The sequence below is a fragment of the Candidatus Hydrogenedentota bacterium genome (assembly GCA_019695095.1).
GTDB lineage: Bacteria > Hydrogenedentota > Hydrogenedentia > Hydrogenedentales > SLHB01 > JAIBAQ01.
The window spans coordinates 1-19,790 of the sequence record JAIBAQ010000108.1; the positions used below are offsets into that span (position 1 = coordinate 1).

Annotated in this window: 15 protein-coding genes; 10 read left to right on the forward strand and 5 right to left on the reverse strand. The window is 58.8% G+C overall.

Translation table 11 applies throughout. The annotated features are described in order from the left end of the window. The 4 genes from K1Y02_16810 to K1Y02_16825 form a co-directional block, all read right to left on the reverse strand. The coding region (locus tag K1Y02_16810) for a LarC family nickel insertion protein (protein MBX7258024.1) at positions 1-242 on the reverse strand (242 nt) is incomplete at its 3' end. Next, entirely contained in the window at positions 239-1,021 is a 783-nt protein-coding gene (gene larB / locus K1Y02_16815) for a nickel pincer cofactor biosynthesis protein LarB (protein MBX7258025.1), read from the reverse strand. The genes larB and K1Y02_16810, both read right to left, overlap by 4 nt. A gap of 148 nt (positions 1,022-1,169) precedes the next feature. Further along, positions 1,170-2,120 (reverse strand): fumarylacetoacetate hydrolase family protein, encoded by a 951-nt coding sequence (locus K1Y02_16820; GenBank protein ID MBX7258026.1) that lies wholly within the window; start codon positions 2,118-2,120, stop codon positions 1,170-1,172. Positions 2,121-2,129: 9 nt separating this feature from the next. After that, positions 2,130-4,865 (reverse strand): heparinase II/III-family protein, encoded by a 2,736-nt coding sequence (locus K1Y02_16825; GenBank protein ID MBX7258027.1) that lies wholly within the window; start codon positions 4,863-4,865, stop codon positions 2,130-2,132. A 214-nt stretch (positions 4,866-5,079) separates the two neighbouring features. Between K1Y02_16825 and K1Y02_16830 the strand changes: the two genes are divergently transcribed. The 5 genes from K1Y02_16830 (at position 5,080) to K1Y02_16850 (ending at position 12,277) form a co-directional block, all read left to right on the forward strand. Next, positions 5,080-6,789, forward strand: a complete 1,710-nt coding sequence (locus K1Y02_16830) for a hypothetical protein (GenBank protein MBX7258028.1) — start codon at positions 5,080-5,082, stop codon at positions 6,787-6,789. 2 nt (positions 6,790-6,791) lie between these two features. Beyond that, positions 6,792-8,099, forward strand: coding sequence for an aspartate aminotransferase family protein (locus K1Y02_16835; GenBank protein ID MBX7258029.1), 1,308 nt, complete (start codon positions 6,792-6,794; stop codon positions 8,097-8,099). Positions 8,100-8,351: 252 nt separating this feature from the next. After that, a complete protein-coding gene (locus K1Y02_16840) occupies positions 8,352-9,812 on the forward strand; it encodes a M81 family metallopeptidase (protein MBX7258030.1) in 1,461 nt (486 codons plus the stop codon). A 314-nt stretch (positions 9,813-10,126) separates the two neighbouring features. Continuing rightward, the gene (locus tag K1Y02_16845; protein MBX7258031.1) at positions 10,127-11,698 is read left to right on the forward strand and encodes an RNA-directed DNA polymerase; all 1,572 of its coding nucleotides are present in this window, start codon (positions 10,127-10,129) and stop codon (positions 11,696-11,698) included. 63 nt (positions 11,699-11,761) lie between these two features. Continuing rightward, a complete protein-coding gene (locus K1Y02_16850; protein MBX7258032.1) occupies positions 11,762-12,277 on the forward strand; it encodes a hypothetical protein in 516 nt (171 codons plus the stop codon). A 1,410-nt stretch (positions 12,278-13,687) separates the two neighbouring features. Here the strand turns inward: K1Y02_16850 and K1Y02_16855 are convergent. Further along, a complete protein-coding gene (locus K1Y02_16855) occupies positions 13,688-13,978 on the reverse strand; it encodes a GIY-YIG nuclease family protein (protein ID MBX7258033.1) in 291 nt (96 codons plus the stop codon). 257 nt (positions 13,979-14,235) lie between these two features. Between K1Y02_16855 and ligA the strand changes: the two genes are divergently transcribed. The 5 genes from ligA to K1Y02_16880 all read left to right on the forward strand — a co-directional run. Next, complete coding sequence (ligA, locus tag K1Y02_16860; GenBank protein MBX7258034.1) at positions 14,236-16,266, forward strand: NAD-dependent DNA ligase LigA; 2,031 nt, start codon at positions 14,236-14,238, stop codon at positions 16,264-16,266. Further along, positions 16,263-17,348 (forward strand): ABC transporter permease, encoded by a 1,086-nt coding sequence (locus tag K1Y02_16865; protein ID MBX7258035.1) that lies wholly within the window; start codon positions 16,263-16,265, stop codon positions 17,346-17,348. The genes ligA and K1Y02_16865 overlap by 4 nt, the downstream gene beginning before the upstream one ends. 2 nt (positions 17,349-17,350) lie before the next feature. Beyond that, a complete protein-coding gene (locus K1Y02_16870; GenBank protein ID MBX7258036.1) occupies positions 17,351-18,118 on the forward strand; it encodes an ABC transporter ATP-binding protein in 768 nt (255 codons plus the stop codon). Between the two features lie 75 nt (positions 18,119-18,193). Further along, positions 18,194-19,180 (forward strand): MlaD family protein, encoded by a 987-nt coding sequence (locus K1Y02_16875; protein MBX7258037.1) that lies wholly within the window; start codon positions 18,194-18,196, stop codon positions 19,178-19,180. Between the two features lie 179 nt (positions 19,181-19,359). Then, positions 19,360-19,790 (forward strand): ABC-type transport auxiliary lipoprotein family protein (locus K1Y02_16880; GenBank protein MBX7258038.1); only part of this gene is annotated, 431 nt, incomplete at its 3' end.

The window sequence follows — 19,790 nt, forward strand, 5'->3', positions numbered from 1 at the left end:
ATCTCCAGGACGTGCCGCAGATGGCGGTGGGGCTGCTTTTCGTTGGGATCGCGATCGACCTTGAACTGGGTAGCGACAACGCCTTTCTTCTTCACTTTCTCCACGCCGACGGTGTAGCCGGAGATGCCGAGCGAATCGAGGGCGGCGCGCAACTTGTCGAAGTCGAGTCCGAGATCGAGGAGTGCGCCGACCGTCATGTCGCCGCTGATGCCGCTGAAGCAATCGAAATAGAGTGTCTTCATGTTTCCTTCGTTTCGTGTTGAGGAGCTCTGTCGGCCAACCGGTTAATCATCGCGGCAAGCATTCCCGCCCCGAAACCGTTGTCGATATTGACGACGGATACGCCCGTTGCGCAGGAATTCAGCATGGCCAACAGCGCGGTGACGCCACCGAGATTGGCTCCATACCCCACACTCGTGGGCACCGCGATGACGGGTATGTCGACCAGCCCCGCGACTACGCTGGGCAGGGCGCCTTCCATGCCGGCGCACACCACGAGGGCGTTCGCGCCGATGAGGGCCTCGTGCTGGTTGAAGAGACGGTGAATGCCCGCCACGCCGACGTCGTAGACGCGGCGCGCGGTCGCGCCCATGGATTCGCAGGTAACCACGGCCTCTTCCGCGACAGGGATATCCGAAGTGCCGGCGCACACGATGCCCACGTATCCGCCCATGCGCTTTGGCGGATGCAGGGTGAGTGTGAGCGCGCGGGCCGCCTCGTGATGCACAACGTCGGGATGCGCGGCTTTGACCGCCGCCACGGTTTCGTTGCTGCATCGCGTGGCCAGGACGTTGCTGCCGTGCGCCCGCATACGGCCCACGATTTCGGCGACCTGTGCGGGGGTTTTGCCCTGCGCGAAGATGACTTCCGGTACGCCCTGACGAAGGCTGCGATGGTGGTCGACTTTCGCGAAACCGAGGTCTTCGAATGGCAACGCACGCAGTCGCTCGAACGCGTCTTCGGGAGACACGCTTCCGCTGGAAACGGATTCCAAAAGGGACTTGATTCTGTCCGGATTCACGCGGGTTTGCCCTGCCTCTCTATGCGATGACGGTGATTATTGGAGCCACGGAGATTCGCGCGGGCATTCTATGCGCCGGGAGGCAGAGACTGCAAGGAATAGCCAAAACCACGGACGGATAGCATCAAGGCAGCGATGAACGATCCGATCAGGCTTCCGCCGCCATGGTGTTGTGCAGTGTACCGATACCCTCAATCGTCGAGTCGAGCGTGTCTCCGGGTTTCAAGAAACGTCCGGTGGTCATGCCGATGCCTGCGGGGGTACCGGTGGCGATGATGTCGCCGGGTTCAAGCGTGATGGTCCGCGAGATGAACTCGATAACGGCGGCGACCGGGAAAATCATATGCGCCGTGGACGCGTTCTGACGGAGTTCGCCGTTCACGTGCATGGTGAGCCCGAGTATTTGCGGATTGGGGATAGCGCGCGCCGTCGTCATGCACGGCCCCATGGGGAAGAATCCGTCGTGCCACTTGCCGTGGAGCCAATCGAAGAACGCGTCGCGCTCGCGGGGCTTTCGTTCGGGAAAGGGTTTGTAGCGGCGGTCGGAGATGTCGTTTATCACCGTGTATCCGGCCACGTATTCCAGTGCGGCCTCTTCCGAGACGGCACGAGCGCGCTTGCCGATGATCACACCAAGTTCGCATTCGTAGTCGATGCTGTCGGGGGAAACTCTGGGGACTGCAATGGGGGCATTGGGGTGATTCACCGTTGTCGCAGGCTTCATGAACACATACGGAAACGTCTCTGCGCGTTCGAGTGCGATCTTTCCTTCTTCTTCGATATGCGCGGCGTAGTTGCCCGCCAGCAACAGGATCTTCGGCGGCGCGGCCAAAGGAGCGAGCAACGTAAGCTCAGCCGCTGGAATTCCGAGATCGGCATGGAGGTCATTGTTTGCGGATACCCACTCAGCGAGCCGGTGGGCAGGACTTGCCATCGTACCGCCGGGCATCACATCAAGAATCGACGCGGCGGATTCTAGTGCGATGTCGTCGAACGTCTCGCGGAACGCGCCTACAGCCTCCTCCAGGGGAACCACGTAGTCGTCGAAATAGAATCCGAGCTGCTCCTCGTTCTCAATCAAATAACGGCAAATCCGCATGCGTACCCCCTAGTTCGAATCGTATTCGGCAATCATCTTTGCCGCGCCTTGTTGAAGTGTAAACGTTCCGGACACGCACTTCGAGCCGTTTCCGGTAGTTGCCCGCGTAACGACTCCATTGGTGTCAATGCGAACGACGGCCACTTCCGCGTCGGTGGCAATCGCTCCGCCGGACGACACGGCATCCGATTGGTTCTGCTTGCGATCGACATCACGCACGAGAATGCAGTCGCGGCTGCCGTCCGCCAACTGGACTTCCAGCGCCACCTCCGTGTCGCCCAGCAACGTACCGTCCGGAGCATTCGCTTCAACGCGCCGTACAGACTGAATGCATGACGCGTCTTTCCACGGTTCGGTCACGGCGACAAAGGTGGATTCAAGCGGAACGTCACCCTCATTTTGGCGGCGGACCATGACTCGCGGAATCCAGTCTTCTTGGCTTTCATTGTAGGACCCGGTAACGATCCATCCTTCGACGGTTCCCGCCGCTGCGCCGGTGGTGAAATCCCAATACGAAACGCCGAGTTTGGCCGGTTCCGGGAGCAGTTTATAACGATCCTCAATGGCCCACTCGGCCTTCCAGCCGGGCTGAGGAGCGGGATCGAGTTGCGTGTTGCGCAGCTGAGTGCCCGCCCCGAAATCTTCGGCGGGCGCAAGGTTCAACCCCGTGGTGGTCAACGCGCCAAAATGACTCTGCTGAAACTTGGTGTGATTGTGGCCGCCGCGCACACGAAACACATCGACCACATACGATCGCGATTCGTCCACGTCGATGAGCAGCGCCGTTCGTTCGTAACGCTCCGCCTGGGCGATTGCCTCGCCCGTTGCGCGAATGCCATGAACGTGGCGTCCGTCGAGCCAGAGTGTGGTCGCGCCGTTGGCCACCGCCTGATTCTGATTGTCGACAAGTACGGTGTTGTGCGCAGCGGTCATCGTGTACCACCGAGCACGGGGCGAGTCCCAGCCGCCAAACTGCACCGGCGGATAACCGAGTTCGGGCATGAGATCGAGGCCGTAAGCAAACAGGCCGAGATTCATTCCGTCTTTGTGGCCGTGCCCGCCGCCCGCGTCGTAATCGAGCCACAGCGCGCGTTCGTTCGCGCCACGGCCTGAACGCAGGATACCCAGATGCCATTGCTGCTTATTAACGCTCGGCAAGGCGTACTGCGTGCCTTCGCGATCGATGACCACCGCGACATCGCGCTGGAACTGCGCGGGATCGTTTCCGTAGAAGTCGTAGGGCAATCCATCAATCTTGCTGTCATTGGCACGATACAGAGTCTGCACATACGCGACGTCGCCCGTAGCCTTGTACAGATCCCAAAGCAGGCGGTAGTTCGACGGCGGAAGCAGCGTCCAGTTGGGCCAGCCTTTTGCATCCGCGCTGGGTTTCAGGAAGTTGATGCCCACGTAGGTGGGTATCGAGGCCGCGAAATGGCCGCAATCGCCGGACAATGGATAGTAGCGCTGCAGGCACATGGTATCGATGAAAAAGCGGTAGGTATCGCGCAGGCGCGGCTGCCGGTCAAGCACGCGCGGAAGGAACGTCGAATCGGACTTCGAATACTCGGCAAGAAAACTGGCCAGTCCCGCAATGGTGAAGCACGAGTATCCAGCGAGGCCCTTCTCCCCCGTCACGCCGTCAACGGCTGTAGCTTTGTCCAACATCGGATCGACGATGGTCCAGAAGGCTTCGTCGGGTTCCTGCAACACCGAGGTGATAATGGCCTTGGTGATCTCGGTGCGCGGGTAGTTGGAGTGAATGCGATCCTGGTTGAGCAGCGCGTCGCGGAGGATACCGCCTTCTATATTCCTTTGTATGTCCGCGAAGGATGCCTTGGGATTCTGCAATCCCACCTCCGAGGCTTTCTTGGAAAGAAATGCAATCAAGTCCTGATCCGAGCGCAGGGCTTCAAAAACCATATCATAGGCCATCACCATTTCGCGGGTTTCTTCGCACGCGTCGTGCCACGTGGACACGTAGCCCGCGGAAGGCGGCCCTTCGTACATGACGCCCTGTTTGCCGAAGTTCATACTCGGATAGATGTCGGCAACACGGTCGAGTAGGACACCCGCTTTGTGGGCATATACGGGATCGCCTGTGAGCACGTAGGCCGCGCTTAGAATGCGGATACCACCAACCACCGATTGCTTCCACTGTCCGTAGATCAAATACGCGGCGATGAATCGCCACTTCTCGCCCTTTTCGTTGACGTACCCGGTGCCGTCGTCAACGCCAAAACGATGAAGGGGATCATTGGGATCGGGGTGTTCGGTGTTGAACAGCAGATCGCGATTGGCGCGCGCAGGATCGAATATGCCATGTTCATCGAGCCCGGAATCGTAGAACGCCTTAAAATCATTCTTCGGAAACCACTCGCCGCTGGTGGGATCCTGGAGTTTCCAGGGATGTTCCTTGGTTTCGGCTTGCCAGGTATACATGGGCACGGGCTTGCCGGTAATCGGCGAATAGCCGTTGGACCAGACCATCCATGAACGTTCCAAGGTCGGACCAAACATGAGCTTCCACAGGTCGTCGTCGCTCATATCTTTCCAGAATGCTGCCTCTTCCACGACGCGGTCGCGAATCTGCGCGGCCCAGGGTTGTGCGCTCACATTCTCTCGAACACGCGCGATTACGTCCGTGGTGTAGAGAATGCTGTGGTCTTTGCGGAGCTCTTGCGCGTGAACCGCGGAAAGCGTCACAAAAACGGCGATACACGCCGCCGATAGACTCCTGGCCATGTCTCCCCCCTTCGTCGTATAAAGTCAAGTGTGGACCCCGCAATCATAGTGAGATTCGCGCAGTCGATCCACCACCCGGACAGGTTTGTATTCAAGCGGGTGCAGACGATATTGTGCATGCACGTACTACGCGAAAATGGGGGACTTGAACCGTGGTTTTAGCAGGAATCGTGCGCTCACGCGATCGCCACGCACACGAACAGGATGAGGCATCGTGAACTCGGGACTTGCGTCTGCAGACTACATCATCTTGGCGGGGTTCTTTGTCGTGCTGCTTGGAGTGGGCGTGTTCTACGCAGGGCGCATGCAGAACTTGCGGGACTTCTTCAGCGGCGGCCGCCAGGTGCCGTGGTGGCTCGCGGGCATCTCGCTCTACATGACGACCTTCAGCGCGTTCACTTTCGTCTCGTACTCGGCGCTGGCATACAAGAACGGATTCGTTGCGATTGTCATCTGGTGGTTGTCTGTGCCGGGTTGCCTATTGAGCGCCATCTTCATCGCGTCGCGATGGCGGCGCGCCGCGACTACAAGCCCGGTCGAATACCTCGAGACACGATACAGTCCGCTGCTTCGCCAATGCTTCAGTTGGTTCGGCATTCCGTTGATCGTGCTCGATGACGCGCTAAAGCTGTTTGTAATCGGCACCATGTGCGCCGTGAGCGTCGGCGCGGAGGGCGACGCCGACGTGCTCTGGTCGATTGCCATTTGCGGCGTCATCATCCTCTCCTACACGTTCATGGGCGGGTTGTGGGCCGTTCTTATCACGGATTTCATTCAATTTGTGGTCATGGGGGTCGCGGTGATCGTGTTGATTCCTTTGGCCTACTCGCGGGCAGGGGGCGTGGGACCGATTTCCCAACACTTGCCGCAGAACTTTAGCTCCATCACCGCGGGCGACTACACGTGGGCGTGGTTGGCATCGTTTGGCGTTATCCTCGCGCTCACGTTCGCGACAAAGTGGCCCTATGTGCAGCGATACTACTCCGCTCGCAGCGACGAAGAAGCGCGATGGGTGGGCTATCTCGTCGCGGCATTGACGTTCATCTCTCCCCCGCTCCTGTTTTTTCCCGCGCTGGCCGCGCGCGTCTTCTTGCCCGACGTGGCCGACACCAACCAAGTGTATTCGCTCTTGTGCCAGGAACTGCTGCCGGTGGGCATGATGGGAATCATGCTGGCGGCGATGTTTTCGGCGACGATGTCGATGCTATCCGGCGATTACAACTCCGTGGCGAGCGTCGTCACGAATGACATTATCAAGCGCGTGTTTGTGCCGCACGCGTCCGACCGCGCGCTGGTGGTCATCGCGCGAATCGCGACCATTGCCATCGGCGTGCTGGCGCTGGTGCTGGCGTTGTTGTTTGCGCGCGCAAAGGGACTCGAAGACCTTGTGAAATACATGGCGCAACTGTTCGCGGCGTTGTTGCCGCCGGTCGCGCTGCCGATGGTCGCGGGGCTGATGTCGCGGCGCACATCGAACGCGGGCGCGTTAATGGGCTTTGCGTTGGGCGCGGCGTGCGGCGTGGCCGCCTATGTCGGCAGCTACTCGGAAGGGCAAGCCTATTTGCGCAGCGTGCCGTATCTGACGTGGATCACGTTTGTGCCCACAGCGGCGGGCCTCATCGCGGGCAGTTCGTTGTGGCCCAACACCGCCGTGAAGCAAGCGGCAGTCGCGCAGTTTCTGGATGGACTCAAGAGCACTCCGCGCGAGAAGGTGAGCCTTGCGGAAGGCGGCGCGGCGGCCGTTGCGCTGCGCATCATCGGCGTCACCGTTGCGCTGATGGGGCTGATACTTGTTGCTGGAATTATGCTTACCGCAGACCTGAGCGAAGGAAAGTTGTCGCTTGGCGTGGGTATGTTCATGTTCATACTGGGCGCGGTCTCGGTGGCAGGGTCGTATGCGATGCGCCAGCCGGCGCGGGATTAACCATGGAAAGCGAAAAGAGTAGAGCGTTGTACGAGCGCGCGTGCCGCGTGATTCCGGGCGGCATCAACAGCAACGTGCGTGCGGTTTCGGAACCGCTTCCCTTGTTCTACACGCACGGCCAAGGCGGACGCATCTGGGATGTGGACGGCAACGAATACATCGATTATGCGCTCGGCCAAGGGCCGATGTTGCTTGGGCACACGCCGGGGCCGGTCATTGAAGCAATCACGAAGCAAGCGGGACGCGGGCTGGTCTATGCGGGGCAGTCGGAATTGGAGGTTCGCGCGGCGGAGTTGATCGTGGAACACGTGCCCTGCGCGGAGATGGTGCGGTTCAACACAACCGGTTCGGAAGCGGTGCATGCGGCGCTGCGCCTGGCGCGCGCGGCGACGGGCCGCAAGAAGGTGCTGCGGTTCGAAGGGCATTACCACGGCTGGTTCGACACGATCGCGTGGTGTCCGCCGAAACGCGGCGTGGAATTGGGGCCTGCGTCGAATCCCGCGATGCGCGCGTCATCGCTGGGTCAAACCGACGAAGACGCGGCAAACCTCATCGTGCGCCCGTGGAACGACACGGCCACGGTCGAAAAGACGTTTGCGGAGCATGGACGCGAAATGGCGGCGGTCATCTGCGATCCGTTCGCATGCGCGTGCGGCATCATCCCCGCGAAGAAGGAGTTTCTGGAAACGTTGCGCGCGCTGTGCGACAAGCATGGCGTGGTTCTAGTCTTTGACGAGGTCATCACGGGTTTTCGCGTGGCGTTGGGCGGCGCGCAAGCGTATTACGGCGTGACGCCCGATCTCACAACACTGGCAAAAGCACTGGGCGGCGGCTTGGCGGTGTCGGCGGTTGCGGGCAAGGCCGATCTCATGAAACTCTTCGGCGAATTGAAGACGGTGCACGCGGGGACGTACAACGCAAATCCATTGTGTATGGCGGGCACCGTGGCCGCGTTGGAAATGCTCACGGCGGACGGCGGCGCGGAGCTGGCGAAAGCGCAAGCCATGGGCCAACGGCTGTGGCAGGATCTCGAGGCGATCGGTCACCACGTGGGCATGCCAATGAACATGCGCGGCGTGCCGTCGGTGTTCAGCACCTCGTTCGCGCCCGAACACGCGCGGCCCATCACCGATTTCCGGTCGTCGCTCCAATGCGATGCGGCCAAGCTGGACGCCTTCTGGCGCGACATGCACAACCGGGGCGTGCTGTTCACCGCGTTTGGCATTTGGTTCATGTGCACGGCGCACACGGACGCGGATATCAACCAGACCTTGGATGCGGCAGCGAAGAGCCTGAGAAAGATGAAGTGATTCTATTTTAGATTTTGGATTTTGGATTGAAGAGAGAACCCTTGCTGACTGTTATGTGTTCGAGGTGCTAGCTTCTCCTTATCTCTATTACGATTGCGCCCTTAAACATCAATGCGAGTGATGCTGTGCTTTAGTATGAAATGGTCCAACGAGGATTCGCTCATCGCATCGCCCAAAGACTTCCAATCACGGTCTACCTTATTCAATCCAAAATCCAAAATCTAAAATCCAAAATTCCCAGAGGTTTCGTTCATGCGTATCGCCATCGCCGGATTTCTCCACGAATCCAACACTTTCTCCACCGACCTCACGACCTACCGCAATTTCGAAGAGGGTTTCCTGCATCGCGGCGCGGACCTCGTCCCCGTGTGGCGGGATGCGCATCACGAGTTGGGCGGGTTCATCGCCGGGTGCGAAGAATGCGGCGTGGAGATGGTCCCGCTAATTGCGGCGTCGGCGACACCGAAGGGACCGGTGGCGGCGGAAGCGTACGACGCGATAGTCGATGAATTGTGCGCGATGCTGCGAGAAGCGGCCCCGTACGACGGCGTGTTGCTGGCATTGCACGGCGCAATGGTCAGCGAGCAACACGCAAGCGCGGACAGCGAGACGGTGCGTCGCGTGCGCGATGTCATCGGCAAGGATATGCCGCTGGTCCTGTCGCTCGACATGCATGCCAACATCGCGCCGCCGATGGCGGAATTGCCGGATATCACCGTCGCCTACCGCACGTATCCACACGTCGATCAGCGCGAACGCGGCATCGAATGCGCGCGGCTCATGGCGCGGATGGTGCGCGGCGAAATCCGTCCGACGCAGGCGCACCGCAAACTGCCGCTCCTCATTCACATCTGGCGGCAATACACCGGCGCGGGCGCGATGGCGGAAATTCTACGCGAACTCGAACGCACCGCCTCGCTGCCGGGCGTGCTGTCCGCGTCGGTTGCGCCCGGATACATCTACGCCGACGTACCGCACATGGGCGTGTCCGTGCTCGTCACGACCGACAACAACCCCGCGCGCGCCGAAGCGGAGACGGAACGGCTCGCGTCGTTCGTGTACGAGAAGCGGCACGAATTGAACGCGGCGCTGCCCGGTGTCGAAGAAGCGGTGCGGCGAGCAAACGAAATCGACGGCACGGTCTGCCTCATGGACAGCGGCGACAACATCGGCGCGGGCGGCCCCGGCGATTCGACAATTCTGTTTCACGAGATCCTGCGGCAAGGCGTGCCCCGCGCATGCGTCGTCCTCTACGACCCCGAAGTTGCGAAGGCGTGCGCCGCCCTCGGCGAAGGGAAAGCCGTTCGCCTCGACGTCGGCGGCAAGACCGACACCCTCCACGGCGCGCCCGTTTCCATCGAAGGGACCATCCGCCGCATCCACGACGGCATCTACATCGAACCCGAACCCCGCCACGGCGGCACCCGCCGCTTCGACCAAGGCCTCACCGCCGTCATCGACACCAACGACGGCCACACCGTCGTAGTTGATAGCCTCCGTGTCATGCCCACCAGCCTGCACCAACTCCTCAGCCTCGGCATCGACCCCAAACACCACAAAGCCGTCACCGTCAAAGGCGTCACCGCCCCCCTCGCCGCCTACGCACCTATCGCCACCGAAATCATCGCCGTAGACTCCCCCGGCGTCACCCAGGCCGGACCCGAGGCGTTTGTGTACCGAAACCGGCCTAGGCCGCTGTTCCCGCTGGATTGAGGCGTAAGTAAGCGGTACGGCGAACACAAAGCCACCGCCAACAGGGGTGTACCCCTGAGAAGATGTGACGATTCAAGGGAGACCATTCGGTCGCGGCCAGTGGCGCGGTCAGGAGACCACGCCGCAACACAGGCGCAGTTTTGAAGTCAATTGCGCTCGTGATATATTCACATTCTTGGCGCATTCTTATGGCACAGCCGCGACAGTAGTTCTGAAGCGTGACCCATGCTTGGAATACTTGATTCCATACCTGACGGAAAAAACTGCGATTGATGAGATCCCGCGGCTGTGCTCAGACTCGCAGGGAGCAATGAATGTTCAAACTTACTGAATCCGAATTAGATGCTGCATTCGCGGCCATCAACCATCACGGATACAGCACAATGATGCCAGAGCCGCAAGAGTGGGCCGTGGTGACCTTCAATTGGATATCAATTCGCTCCTCACTTGCGCAGCTGGACTTGGATACTTACGACCCCTTTGAGCCCATGCAAGTGTTCTCACCAAAAAGCCGGTCAAGTGTTCGTGTTTTGCACCTATTGCATCCACAGGACTTGATAATCTATACGGCGCTCGTTCTCATCGTAAAAGATGATATTGAATGTAGTCGTGTGCCTCAGAAGCTAAAGCGTGTCTTTTCGTTTCGCGTAGACACAAAACAAACTAATACTCTGTACGACTCACGAGGCTCATATGAAGCATATCGGTGTCGATTGGAGGCGAAGGCCGTTAGGTCACAAGTCAAATTTGTGGCAATTGCCGATATAGCTGACTTCTATCCGAGGATCTATCAACATCGGCTCCAGAATATAGTCGGCACAGTCGCGAAATCGCAGCGCGTGCGTGAAGTGGCTCGGGTATTGGTACGAAAGCTAATCAACAATTTGATGGGTAGAAACAGCTATGGGATTCCCGTGGGTCCATACGCATCAAGAGTTCTGGCCGAGGCAATTCTTATAGATGTTGATGCCTCATTACTTAATCAACGTTCGGATTTTGTTCGTTGGGTAGATGACTACAACATATTCTGTAAGTCAGAATATGAAGCTCAATCGATTTTGTTTAGTTTGGGAGAGTGGTTATTCGTGAATCACGGACTGACGCTTCAGTCCTCGAAAACGCGAATTCTTACTATTGGTGAGTACAGAGACCGTGTCTTGACTACTCACGATGCGCAACTGACTAGTCGCGATGCCGTTATAAGACAGCTTCGTGATTTTCAGGTTGACTACGAAGAATCTGACGACGATGAGGGGCCTGATGAATCAATGGTCCAGGAAGCTCTGGAAATGCTTCAGGGGCACGACCTGAAGGGATTGCTTGAGGCATCTTTGTCAGATACTACTCTCGTTGACTATGAGGCAGTTACGTATGCCCTCAACAAGTTGCCTCGAATACCGGGAGCACCTTCCCCTCTGAAACGTGAAGTTCTAGACCTCGTGATTGACAATGTAATGCTTCTCTATCCGGTGGCCGAGCATGTGGCGAAGTATGTTCTGTCTTTCGATAGCCTTACTCCAAAGGAGCAGAAGAGCATTGCCAAGAAGTTGCTCAAGTCACTCAATAGCATGAGAAATCCCGTCCCCCCGTATTGTGCAATGTGGATGCTTTCAGTCTTCGCTCATGACCAAATTTGGAACCATGCCAGCGATATTGCGTCCCTCTACACGAAAGCGAAGTCTGAAGTGATAAAGTGTTATGCGGCGCTGGCCATTCACGCCTCAGGCACGCGTTCAGAAGCGTTGGCCATAAAGGACGACTATGCCTCAGCATCTCCGCTGCTGAAGCTCGCAATACTCTTCGCCTCTCGCAGATTAGGTCGAGACGAACGACATCACTGGAAGCTTGCGAACGGAGTCAGCGGCATTATCGAGAGGCTCATCTAGTCAGCTTTCGCCAAGGAACCAAGGACTCTCAAGTAATGTCTCCGCATAACAGGAGGAAATGTAATGCCGCCACATACGACTTACGATGTGCTCATCAAGCTCCTGGACTGGCCATTTCTGTTCTTCGTGGCTCTATGTCTGATCGTGTTCATATTTCGCAAGCAACTAGTCGTTTTGCTCAACCGAGGGGATATCCAGGTCTCTTGGGGTGAAAACCGGAACATTAGGCTTCGCGACCTTTCTGAAAACCTGGACAAAGAGTTGGACCCAATCAGGGACGAAATCGAGACCATCAAGGAGGCAGTCTCAAACCTCCAGCAGCAATCTGGTGCCTCCAGTGCACAGCAGACCCTGCTTGGCGAGCCTGTAGTCATTTCAGCAGTCGACAGAGACAATGCCATGCAGCGTATAAAGGATGCCTTGACTTCCAGCCAGTATAAGTGGCGCAGCATTGATCGACTGGCTGCAATAGCTGGCCTTGAGGTCCCTCAGGCCTTAAGCATTATAAGATCTGATCCAGAAATTCTCCTCAGCATCGGAAAGTCGGGGCGCCAGATTGCGAGGTTGAAGTCAAGATAGGTTTTCTCGCTCGTTGCAGCATAGTCGCCCGACGACGCCACTTCGCCGACATACCTGTCGGTAGCCGACCGTCAGTCTCCTCTTAATCCTCTCTAGATTCCGTGCGCCTCCGCTGCTTGCAGTGACTCGTCTGCGCGAATATCAACGTCGACTATGGAAGCCCGTCGACTCCTTGCGGCTTTGTTCCCTTGCGGCCTTGCGTTGGATTCCTTTCTTCTTACTCCCTGCGCCTCTACGTCAGAAGCTCCCAAACGTATTTGCTGTGTTTTCGTGTGATTCGCGTGGTTCGTGGTCGTATTCCGTCGCGCGTTGGTTGTGGCCGCGTTACCGAATCGCAAGCCGGGGGACGCCCGCCGTGGAAGGCGGGCGCTACATTTCTAATGTCTCTCCGGACGTTTGCGCTGTCGCGCAAGCCGTCCGTGCGACGCGACCGGCGCAAGCGCCGAGGGGCAGCTGTCTTTGATACGAAACACTCAATGCGTCATTCCCGCGAAAGCGGGAATCCATATTTGCGTAGGAGGATCGGTTAATTGGAGAAGATGGATTCCCGCTTTCGCGGGAATGACGGTGGTAGAGAAGCCGTAATGACACGAGTGGAGAAACGGCGATGACGGTGATGCAGAAATGGGAATGACGGTGGTAGAGAAGCCGGGATGACGGTGCGAGAACGGGGGCGAAATGTTGGAGGTGCCACAGAGTCTGCGAAACCTTAGCTGAAGTCCACCCCCTGCTGTGGCGTAGTCTACCGATCCGCCGCCGCAGACCATTCTTCGGACCGCCAATCTCCTCTTGATGCTCTTCTGAATCTTGTGCGCCTCCGCTGCCTGCAGTGCCTTGTCTCCGCGAACATTGAGGGCGACCATGAATCCCTGCCAACTCCTTGCGGCCTTGCTACTTTGCGTCGACTTCCTTGCTTCTTACTCCCTGCGCCAACTTGCCGTGTATACGTGTGAATCGCGTGGTTCGTGGTCATGATCCGTCGCGCGGTGGTCGTAGGTTGTGGGTATGCTCGGATGCGTGGGGGCACGTCTGAGGCTGCGGTTGTGCGCGCCGCGCTCGGCGAGCGCTGCGCTACTGAATCGCAGCCGAGGGAGGCTGCGCCACAAAGAGCAAATGTCTTTCCGGACGTTTGCGCTATCGCGCAAGCCGTCCGTGCGACGCGTCCGGCGCAAGCACCGGAGGGCGGCTGCGCCTTCCATAGCTGTCTTTGATACGAAACACTCAATGCGTCATTCCCGCGAAAGCGGGAATCCAGATTTGCGTAGGAGGATCGGTTAATTGGAGAAGATGGATTCCCGCTTTCGCGGGAATGACGAGACTGAGATGGGGGTGGGGCGAGTCTGCTTTTCGCGGGATTGACGGTACGGGGAGGTGGATAGTACCTGTTGTGGACGCGCTGGCACTGAGAACCTAAGGGAAATCTTGCCAAAGATCCTTCCATTCGGGGTTGTCCTTCTCGATCAACTCGATCTTCCAGGCACGTCGCCACTTTTTCATTTGCTTTTCGCGGGCTATCGCTTCACGCATCGTGGGGAAGTGTTCGATGTCGACAAGAGTCTTGACGTTGTATTTCTTCGTAAAGCCCTCGCGTGCGTCAGTCTTGTGTTCGCTGATGCGTTGTGGAGGATTACTGGTGACGCCAATGTACAAGGTGCCACGCAGTTTGCTGGCGAGAATGTATACTGCTGGTTCGCGTTGCATAATCATATAGATACAGTACACACGACGCAGACTTCAATGACGGGCAGACCTGCGTTGGGCTGGCGCCTTCCCCCCTCTCGTCATTCCCGCGAAAGCGGGAATCCAGATTGGGGTGGACACTGTCGTTGAATAGAGAAGATGGATTCCCGCTTTCGCGGGAATGACGAAAAGGATGTCTCCCACAAGTGAATCTCCCTGACCTGCCCCTCCCCGCCATGCAACGTGCGGCCCTGTTTGGGGATAGATATAATGACGCCATGACGAAACCAATCGACATACCTGCCGTGGATCGCGCTGCCTACAAGCTGCTTTGCGAGACCGTTGAGCACCACAATCGCCTGTATTATCAGGATGCCGCGCCGGAAATTTCGGACGCGGAGTTTGACCGTCTTCTGAAGGACCTTGAGGCCATCGAGGCGTTGCATCCGGAGTGGGTGACGCCGGAGTCGCCGACGCAGCGGGTAGGCGGGGCGCCGTTGTCGGAGTTTGAGACGGTCGAGCACGACGTGCCGATGTTGTCCATCGACAACACGTACAACGAAGACGAACTGCGCGCATTTGACCAGCGGGTGTGCAAAGGGTTGAGCGAGCCGCCGCGGTATGTCGTGGAATTGAAAGTCGACGGTGTGGCGATCACGTTGCGGTACGAGGATGGCCGGTTTGTGCGGGCGGCGACGCGGGGCGACGGCACGCGGGGCGATAATGTGACCGCGAATGTGCGCACGATTCGCGCGGTGCCGCTGGTGTTGAAGGGCCATCCGCCGTCTGTGCTGGAAGTGCGCGGCGAGGTCTACATGCGGCGGAAGGAGCTGGACCGCATCAACCAGTTGCGCGAGGAGGCGGGCGAAGCGCCGTTGGCAAATCCGCGCAATGCGACGGCGGGCACGTTGAAGCAGCTCGATTCGCGGCTGGTGGCGCAGCGCCGCCTCAGTCTCGTGTGTTACGACATCGCGGCCATTGACGGCGCGGAATTGGAATCGCATTCGAAGACGCTCGCGGAGTTGGAGGCGTATGGACTGCCGGTCGGCGTGTTGCGGCAGTCGTGCGTAAACATCGACGAAGTGCTTGACGTGTGCCGTACGTGGGACACGAAGCGCAGCGAATTGGATTTCGACATCGACGGTCTTGTGATCAAGGTCGATTCGGCGGCGCACCGTCGCATTCTCGGCACAACGTCGAAATCGCCGCGCTGGGTCATCGCGTACAAATATCCGGCGCAGGTCGCGCGCACGAGACTGGAGCGCATCGTCGTGCAGGTCGGCAAGACGGGCACGTTGACGCCGGTCGCGGAGATGCAGCCGGTGCCGCTCGCGGGCACGGTGGTGAAGCGCGCCAGTCTGCATAATTTCGAAGAGCTGTATCGCAAGGACATTCGCGAGGGCGACACGGTAGAGATTCAGAAGGCGGGCGAGATCATCCCGCAGGTGTTGCGCGCGATTGTGGAGGAGCGCCCGGAAGACACGAAGCCGTATGCCATTCCCACCGAATGCCCGGAATGTCACGGCGAGGTGCACAAGGACCCGGAAGGGGTCTATCTGCGGTGCCTGAACCTGGCGTGTCCCGCACAGGTAAAGGAACGGCTGCGCTATTTCGCGAGCCGGGGAGCGATGGATATCGAGGGCCTCGGCCCGGCGGTGATCGAGCAATTGGTGGACAACGGAATCATCCGGGACCCGTCGGGGTTGTATGACGAGAGCCTTGTCAACGAGATGACGCTGGCGAACCTGGATCGTATGGGCGTGAAATCAGCGGCGAACCTCGTTGACGCGATTCGCGCGAGCAAGGCGCGGCCGTTGAGCCGGTTGTTGAACGGGCTTGGCATACGCCATGTTGGCGCGCGCACCGCGGAAATTCTCGCGGAACATTTCCTGAGCATGGAGGCCATTGAGGCCGCGAAAGTCGAGGACCTAAGCGCGGTCCATGAAATTGGCGATATCGTTGCGGCGAGCATTCGCGACTTTTTCGATACCGATGAGAATAAGCGGCTGGTCGATCGGCTGAAGGATTCTGGCGTCAACATGATCGAAGAACGGCGCGCCGATGGCGGCGCGTTGCCGTTCAAGGACAAGACCATCGTCGTGACGGGAACCTTGAAGAATTACTCCCGCGAGAGCATCCAAGATCGCATCAAGGAACTGGGCGGGCGGCCAAGTTCGAGTGTGAGCGCAAAGACGCACTTCCTGCTGGCTGGCGAGAGCGCGGGATCGAAACTGGCCAAGGCGCAGTCGCTGGGCGTGCGCGTGTTGACAGAAGTCGAGTTCGAAGCGATGGCGCGGGGCGAAGGATGAGCGACGCGCGTATCGCATGCCCAAACCGGCTGGACCAAGAGACGGGCCGCACCCTGCTTGCGGCGGTGCGCGAACGCCGCCCCAAGAAAGGCGACTCCGTCGTGCTCGATTTCTCGGGCACGGAATCGATGGATTCGCGCGGCGGCGCGTGGCTGATCGCGATTGCGGATCTCGCTCGGTCGCGCCACGCGGAACTGAAGTGGGAAGGCCAGACCGGCCAAGTCGCGGAATTCATGGAATTGATCGAGCCGGGACTAGCGGCGGCATTGCGTCGCGGCTCGGAGCGCACGAGTTTTCTCGTATCGCTCGGAGACCAAGGCATCAAGTTCTACCAGGAATTGCGCCAGGGCATCGACCTCATCGTAGATGCCATGTACTGGACCTTGATCGCGCCGCTGGAAGGACGCGGATTTCGCGTGGGCCTGTGCGTCGACGAGATGCACGAAATGGGCGTGCGCGCCATCGGCATCATCGCCCTGATGAACTTCCTGCTGGGGTTGACGATTGCCATGTTGTCGGCGGCGCAGTTGCGCACCTTCGGACTGGGCATCTACGTGGCCGACTTGGTGATGATCGGTTTCTCGCGCGAATTGGCCGCGGTCATGACGGCCGTCATTGTATCCGCGCGAACCGGCGCGGCCATCGCGGCGGAACTGTCGACCATGAAGGTGCAGGAGGAAATCGACGCGTTGCGCGGCATGGGACTCAACGTCGCGCAATTCCTCGTCGCGCCCAAACTCGTGGCGTTGGTTGTGGTAATGCCGTGTCTGGTGGCCTTGGGCATGTTTTCCGGCGTGCTCGGCGGCATGGTCTGGGGCACCTTGGTGCTCGGCTTCCGCTGGGACTACTGGCTGCATGAAACGCTCAATGCGGCCCGCATCGGCGACATCAGCCAGGGGCTGCTGAAGGGCTTCTTCTTCGCGATTGCCCTGGTGCTGGTCGGGTGTCACAACGGACTGCGCGTGGAAGGCGGCTCGCGCGGCGTAGGCCTCATGACGACCCGCGCCGTGGTGATGGACAGCTTTCTGATCATCGTGATTGATATGATATTCGCGACGATTTTCTATTACGTGCTGGATTGAGAATGACGAACGACATCTTCATAGAAGTCGAGAACCTGACCGCGCACTACGGCGAGCGCAAAGTGCTCGACGACATCTCGTTTTCGATTAAGCGCGGCGAGATCTTCGTCATCATCGGCGGCAGCGGATGCGGCAAGACGACTCTGCTGAAGCACATGACCGGTTTGCTGCGTCCGACGGCGGGTAGTATTCGCTACGACGGCAACGACATCACGAAGATGAACGAGGACGAGCTGAACCTCGTGCAACGCAACATCGGCATTGCGTTTCAGTCGGGCGCCCTCTTCAATTCGATGACCGTCGGCGACAACGTGGCCCTGCCCCTGCGCGAATATGGCAAAGTAGACGAGGCGCTGATCCCGGCTATCGTGCGGCTGAAGCTCAGCCTCGTCGGCCTCGGGGCTGCGGAAGGATTGCTTCCCGACGAGCTTTCCGGGGGTATGAAAAAGCGCGCCGGGCTGGCCCGGGCCATGTCTTTGGACCCGCCCATCGTGTATTTTGACGAGCCTTCGGCGGGGCTGGACCCGATTATGGCCTCCGGTTTGGACGAACTCGTATTGAACTTACGCAAGCTTTTGGGGATTACGTTCGTAATTGTCACACACGAGCTGGAATCGATAAAAAAGATTGCGGACCGCATTTTGATGCTGGATTTGGGTAAAGTGGTGTTTCTGGGAGACCTGGAACAGGTCCAGTCCTGCGACAACGAGCGGACCCGGCAATTCTTCGAGCGCCGTGCCGACGCGTTCATTGCCCAGCGGAGTCTGTGACGGATGCATAATGCCGGAGTAATAGATAGAGAGTTGCGCGCGGTTAGGCGCATCGCGGAGAGGTAGAGGAAACACGTGGCCACCAAAGTCCAGAAAGCGAAAGTAGGAGTCTTTCTCCTGATTGGCTTCTCTGCCATTGCCGCGCTCATGGTCTACATCATGGGGTTCCGGACCGGCAATGAGCAGCGCTTCGTGATCGTGTTCGAGCGCTCCGTGCTCGGCCTGAACAAAGGCGGCCTTGTGCAGTACTTGGGTGTGCCGGTCGGGAAAGTGGACGACATCTTCGTGACGGACGACGGCAACGCGCGCGTGGAAGTGCTCATCGATCCGAAGAAAGTCCAGCTTCACAGAGGGGTCGAGGCCACGCTCGAATTCTTCAGCTTCGCCACGGGCACGATGTGCGTGGCGCTGTCGAACAACAATCCCAAAGACATATTGTTGCCCGAAGGCGCGACGATACCCGCGACGCAGTCGTTGGTGGAGAACTTCAGTTCGCAGTCCGCGGACATGCTCACGGCGCTGCGCGAGACCATCGAGAAGTTCAACACGGCGTTGGACGGGTTGGGGTCAGGCGAGCTTACGGATACGGTGCGGCAAGCAAAGTCGTTTATCGAGGAGACCGAAGGGTTTGTTGAAGACGCCCGGCAGACGCTGACCATGTTGACCGACGACGTTCACGGCAGCGTGGACGACGTGAAATTGTCGATCACAAAATTTAGTGAACTCGCCGATTCCACGAAGAAACTCGTGGAGACTGCGGACGCTACGCTGGCGGACGTGCACGAGAAGATCAAGCCGATCGACTTCGCAAACACCGAAAAGACCATGCGAGAGGAATTCGTGGCGCTTAGTAAACGCCTGCAATCGACTTCGGAACAATTCGAGAAGACGGCGGCGTCGCTGAGCTTCGATTCCGGGAATGTACAGCACGCGCTGCTTGACACGTTGCAGACGCTCAATGAGACGATGGAAGCGTTGCGCGACGTGGCCGTCCATTTGCAGGATGACCCGTCGGCGCTGGTTTGGGGCAAAGGCAACGCCACCAAGAGGAGCCCGAAATGACGCGCCGCTTAATCAGCAACCTTCGGGTCCATCGCTCCGGACGGATTGAATGTCAATCCAATCGAAACGGCTGTCATTCTGAGCGAAGCGAAGAATCTGGCTTCCAATCAGAATGTGTTCAAGCCAGATTCTTCGCTGCCGCTCAGAATGACAAGAGGGTAGCGAATGGTGGCAAGGTCTTGCTTGGCGTCGAGACGGGGATAGTCCATTGCGGTGGAGTTGTGCGTGGCCTGCGTATAGTGTGCGCGCTCGTTGCGTTGCTTGCCGTGGCAGGGTGCGCGACGCGGTCGTACACGCCGACGGTTCGATACACCCTGACGCCCGAGGTAACGGTACCGAAATCGGAACCGTCCGAAATGACGTTGGCGGTCCGCCCCATGGAGACCGCGCGCCCCTATGGTCAGGCGATCGTCTATCTCGACGCAAACAACGAACTCGGCCAGTATGAGAATGTCGAGTGGGCCGAACTCCCGCGCGATACGGTATTGCGCACATTGATGGACGCTGTAATTGCCACGGGCCGTTTCGCGGACGTGGGCATTGCGCAGAACATGAGCCAGCCGGACCTCATTCTTACGGGGCAACTGCGCCGGTTCGATCTGGACCGCAC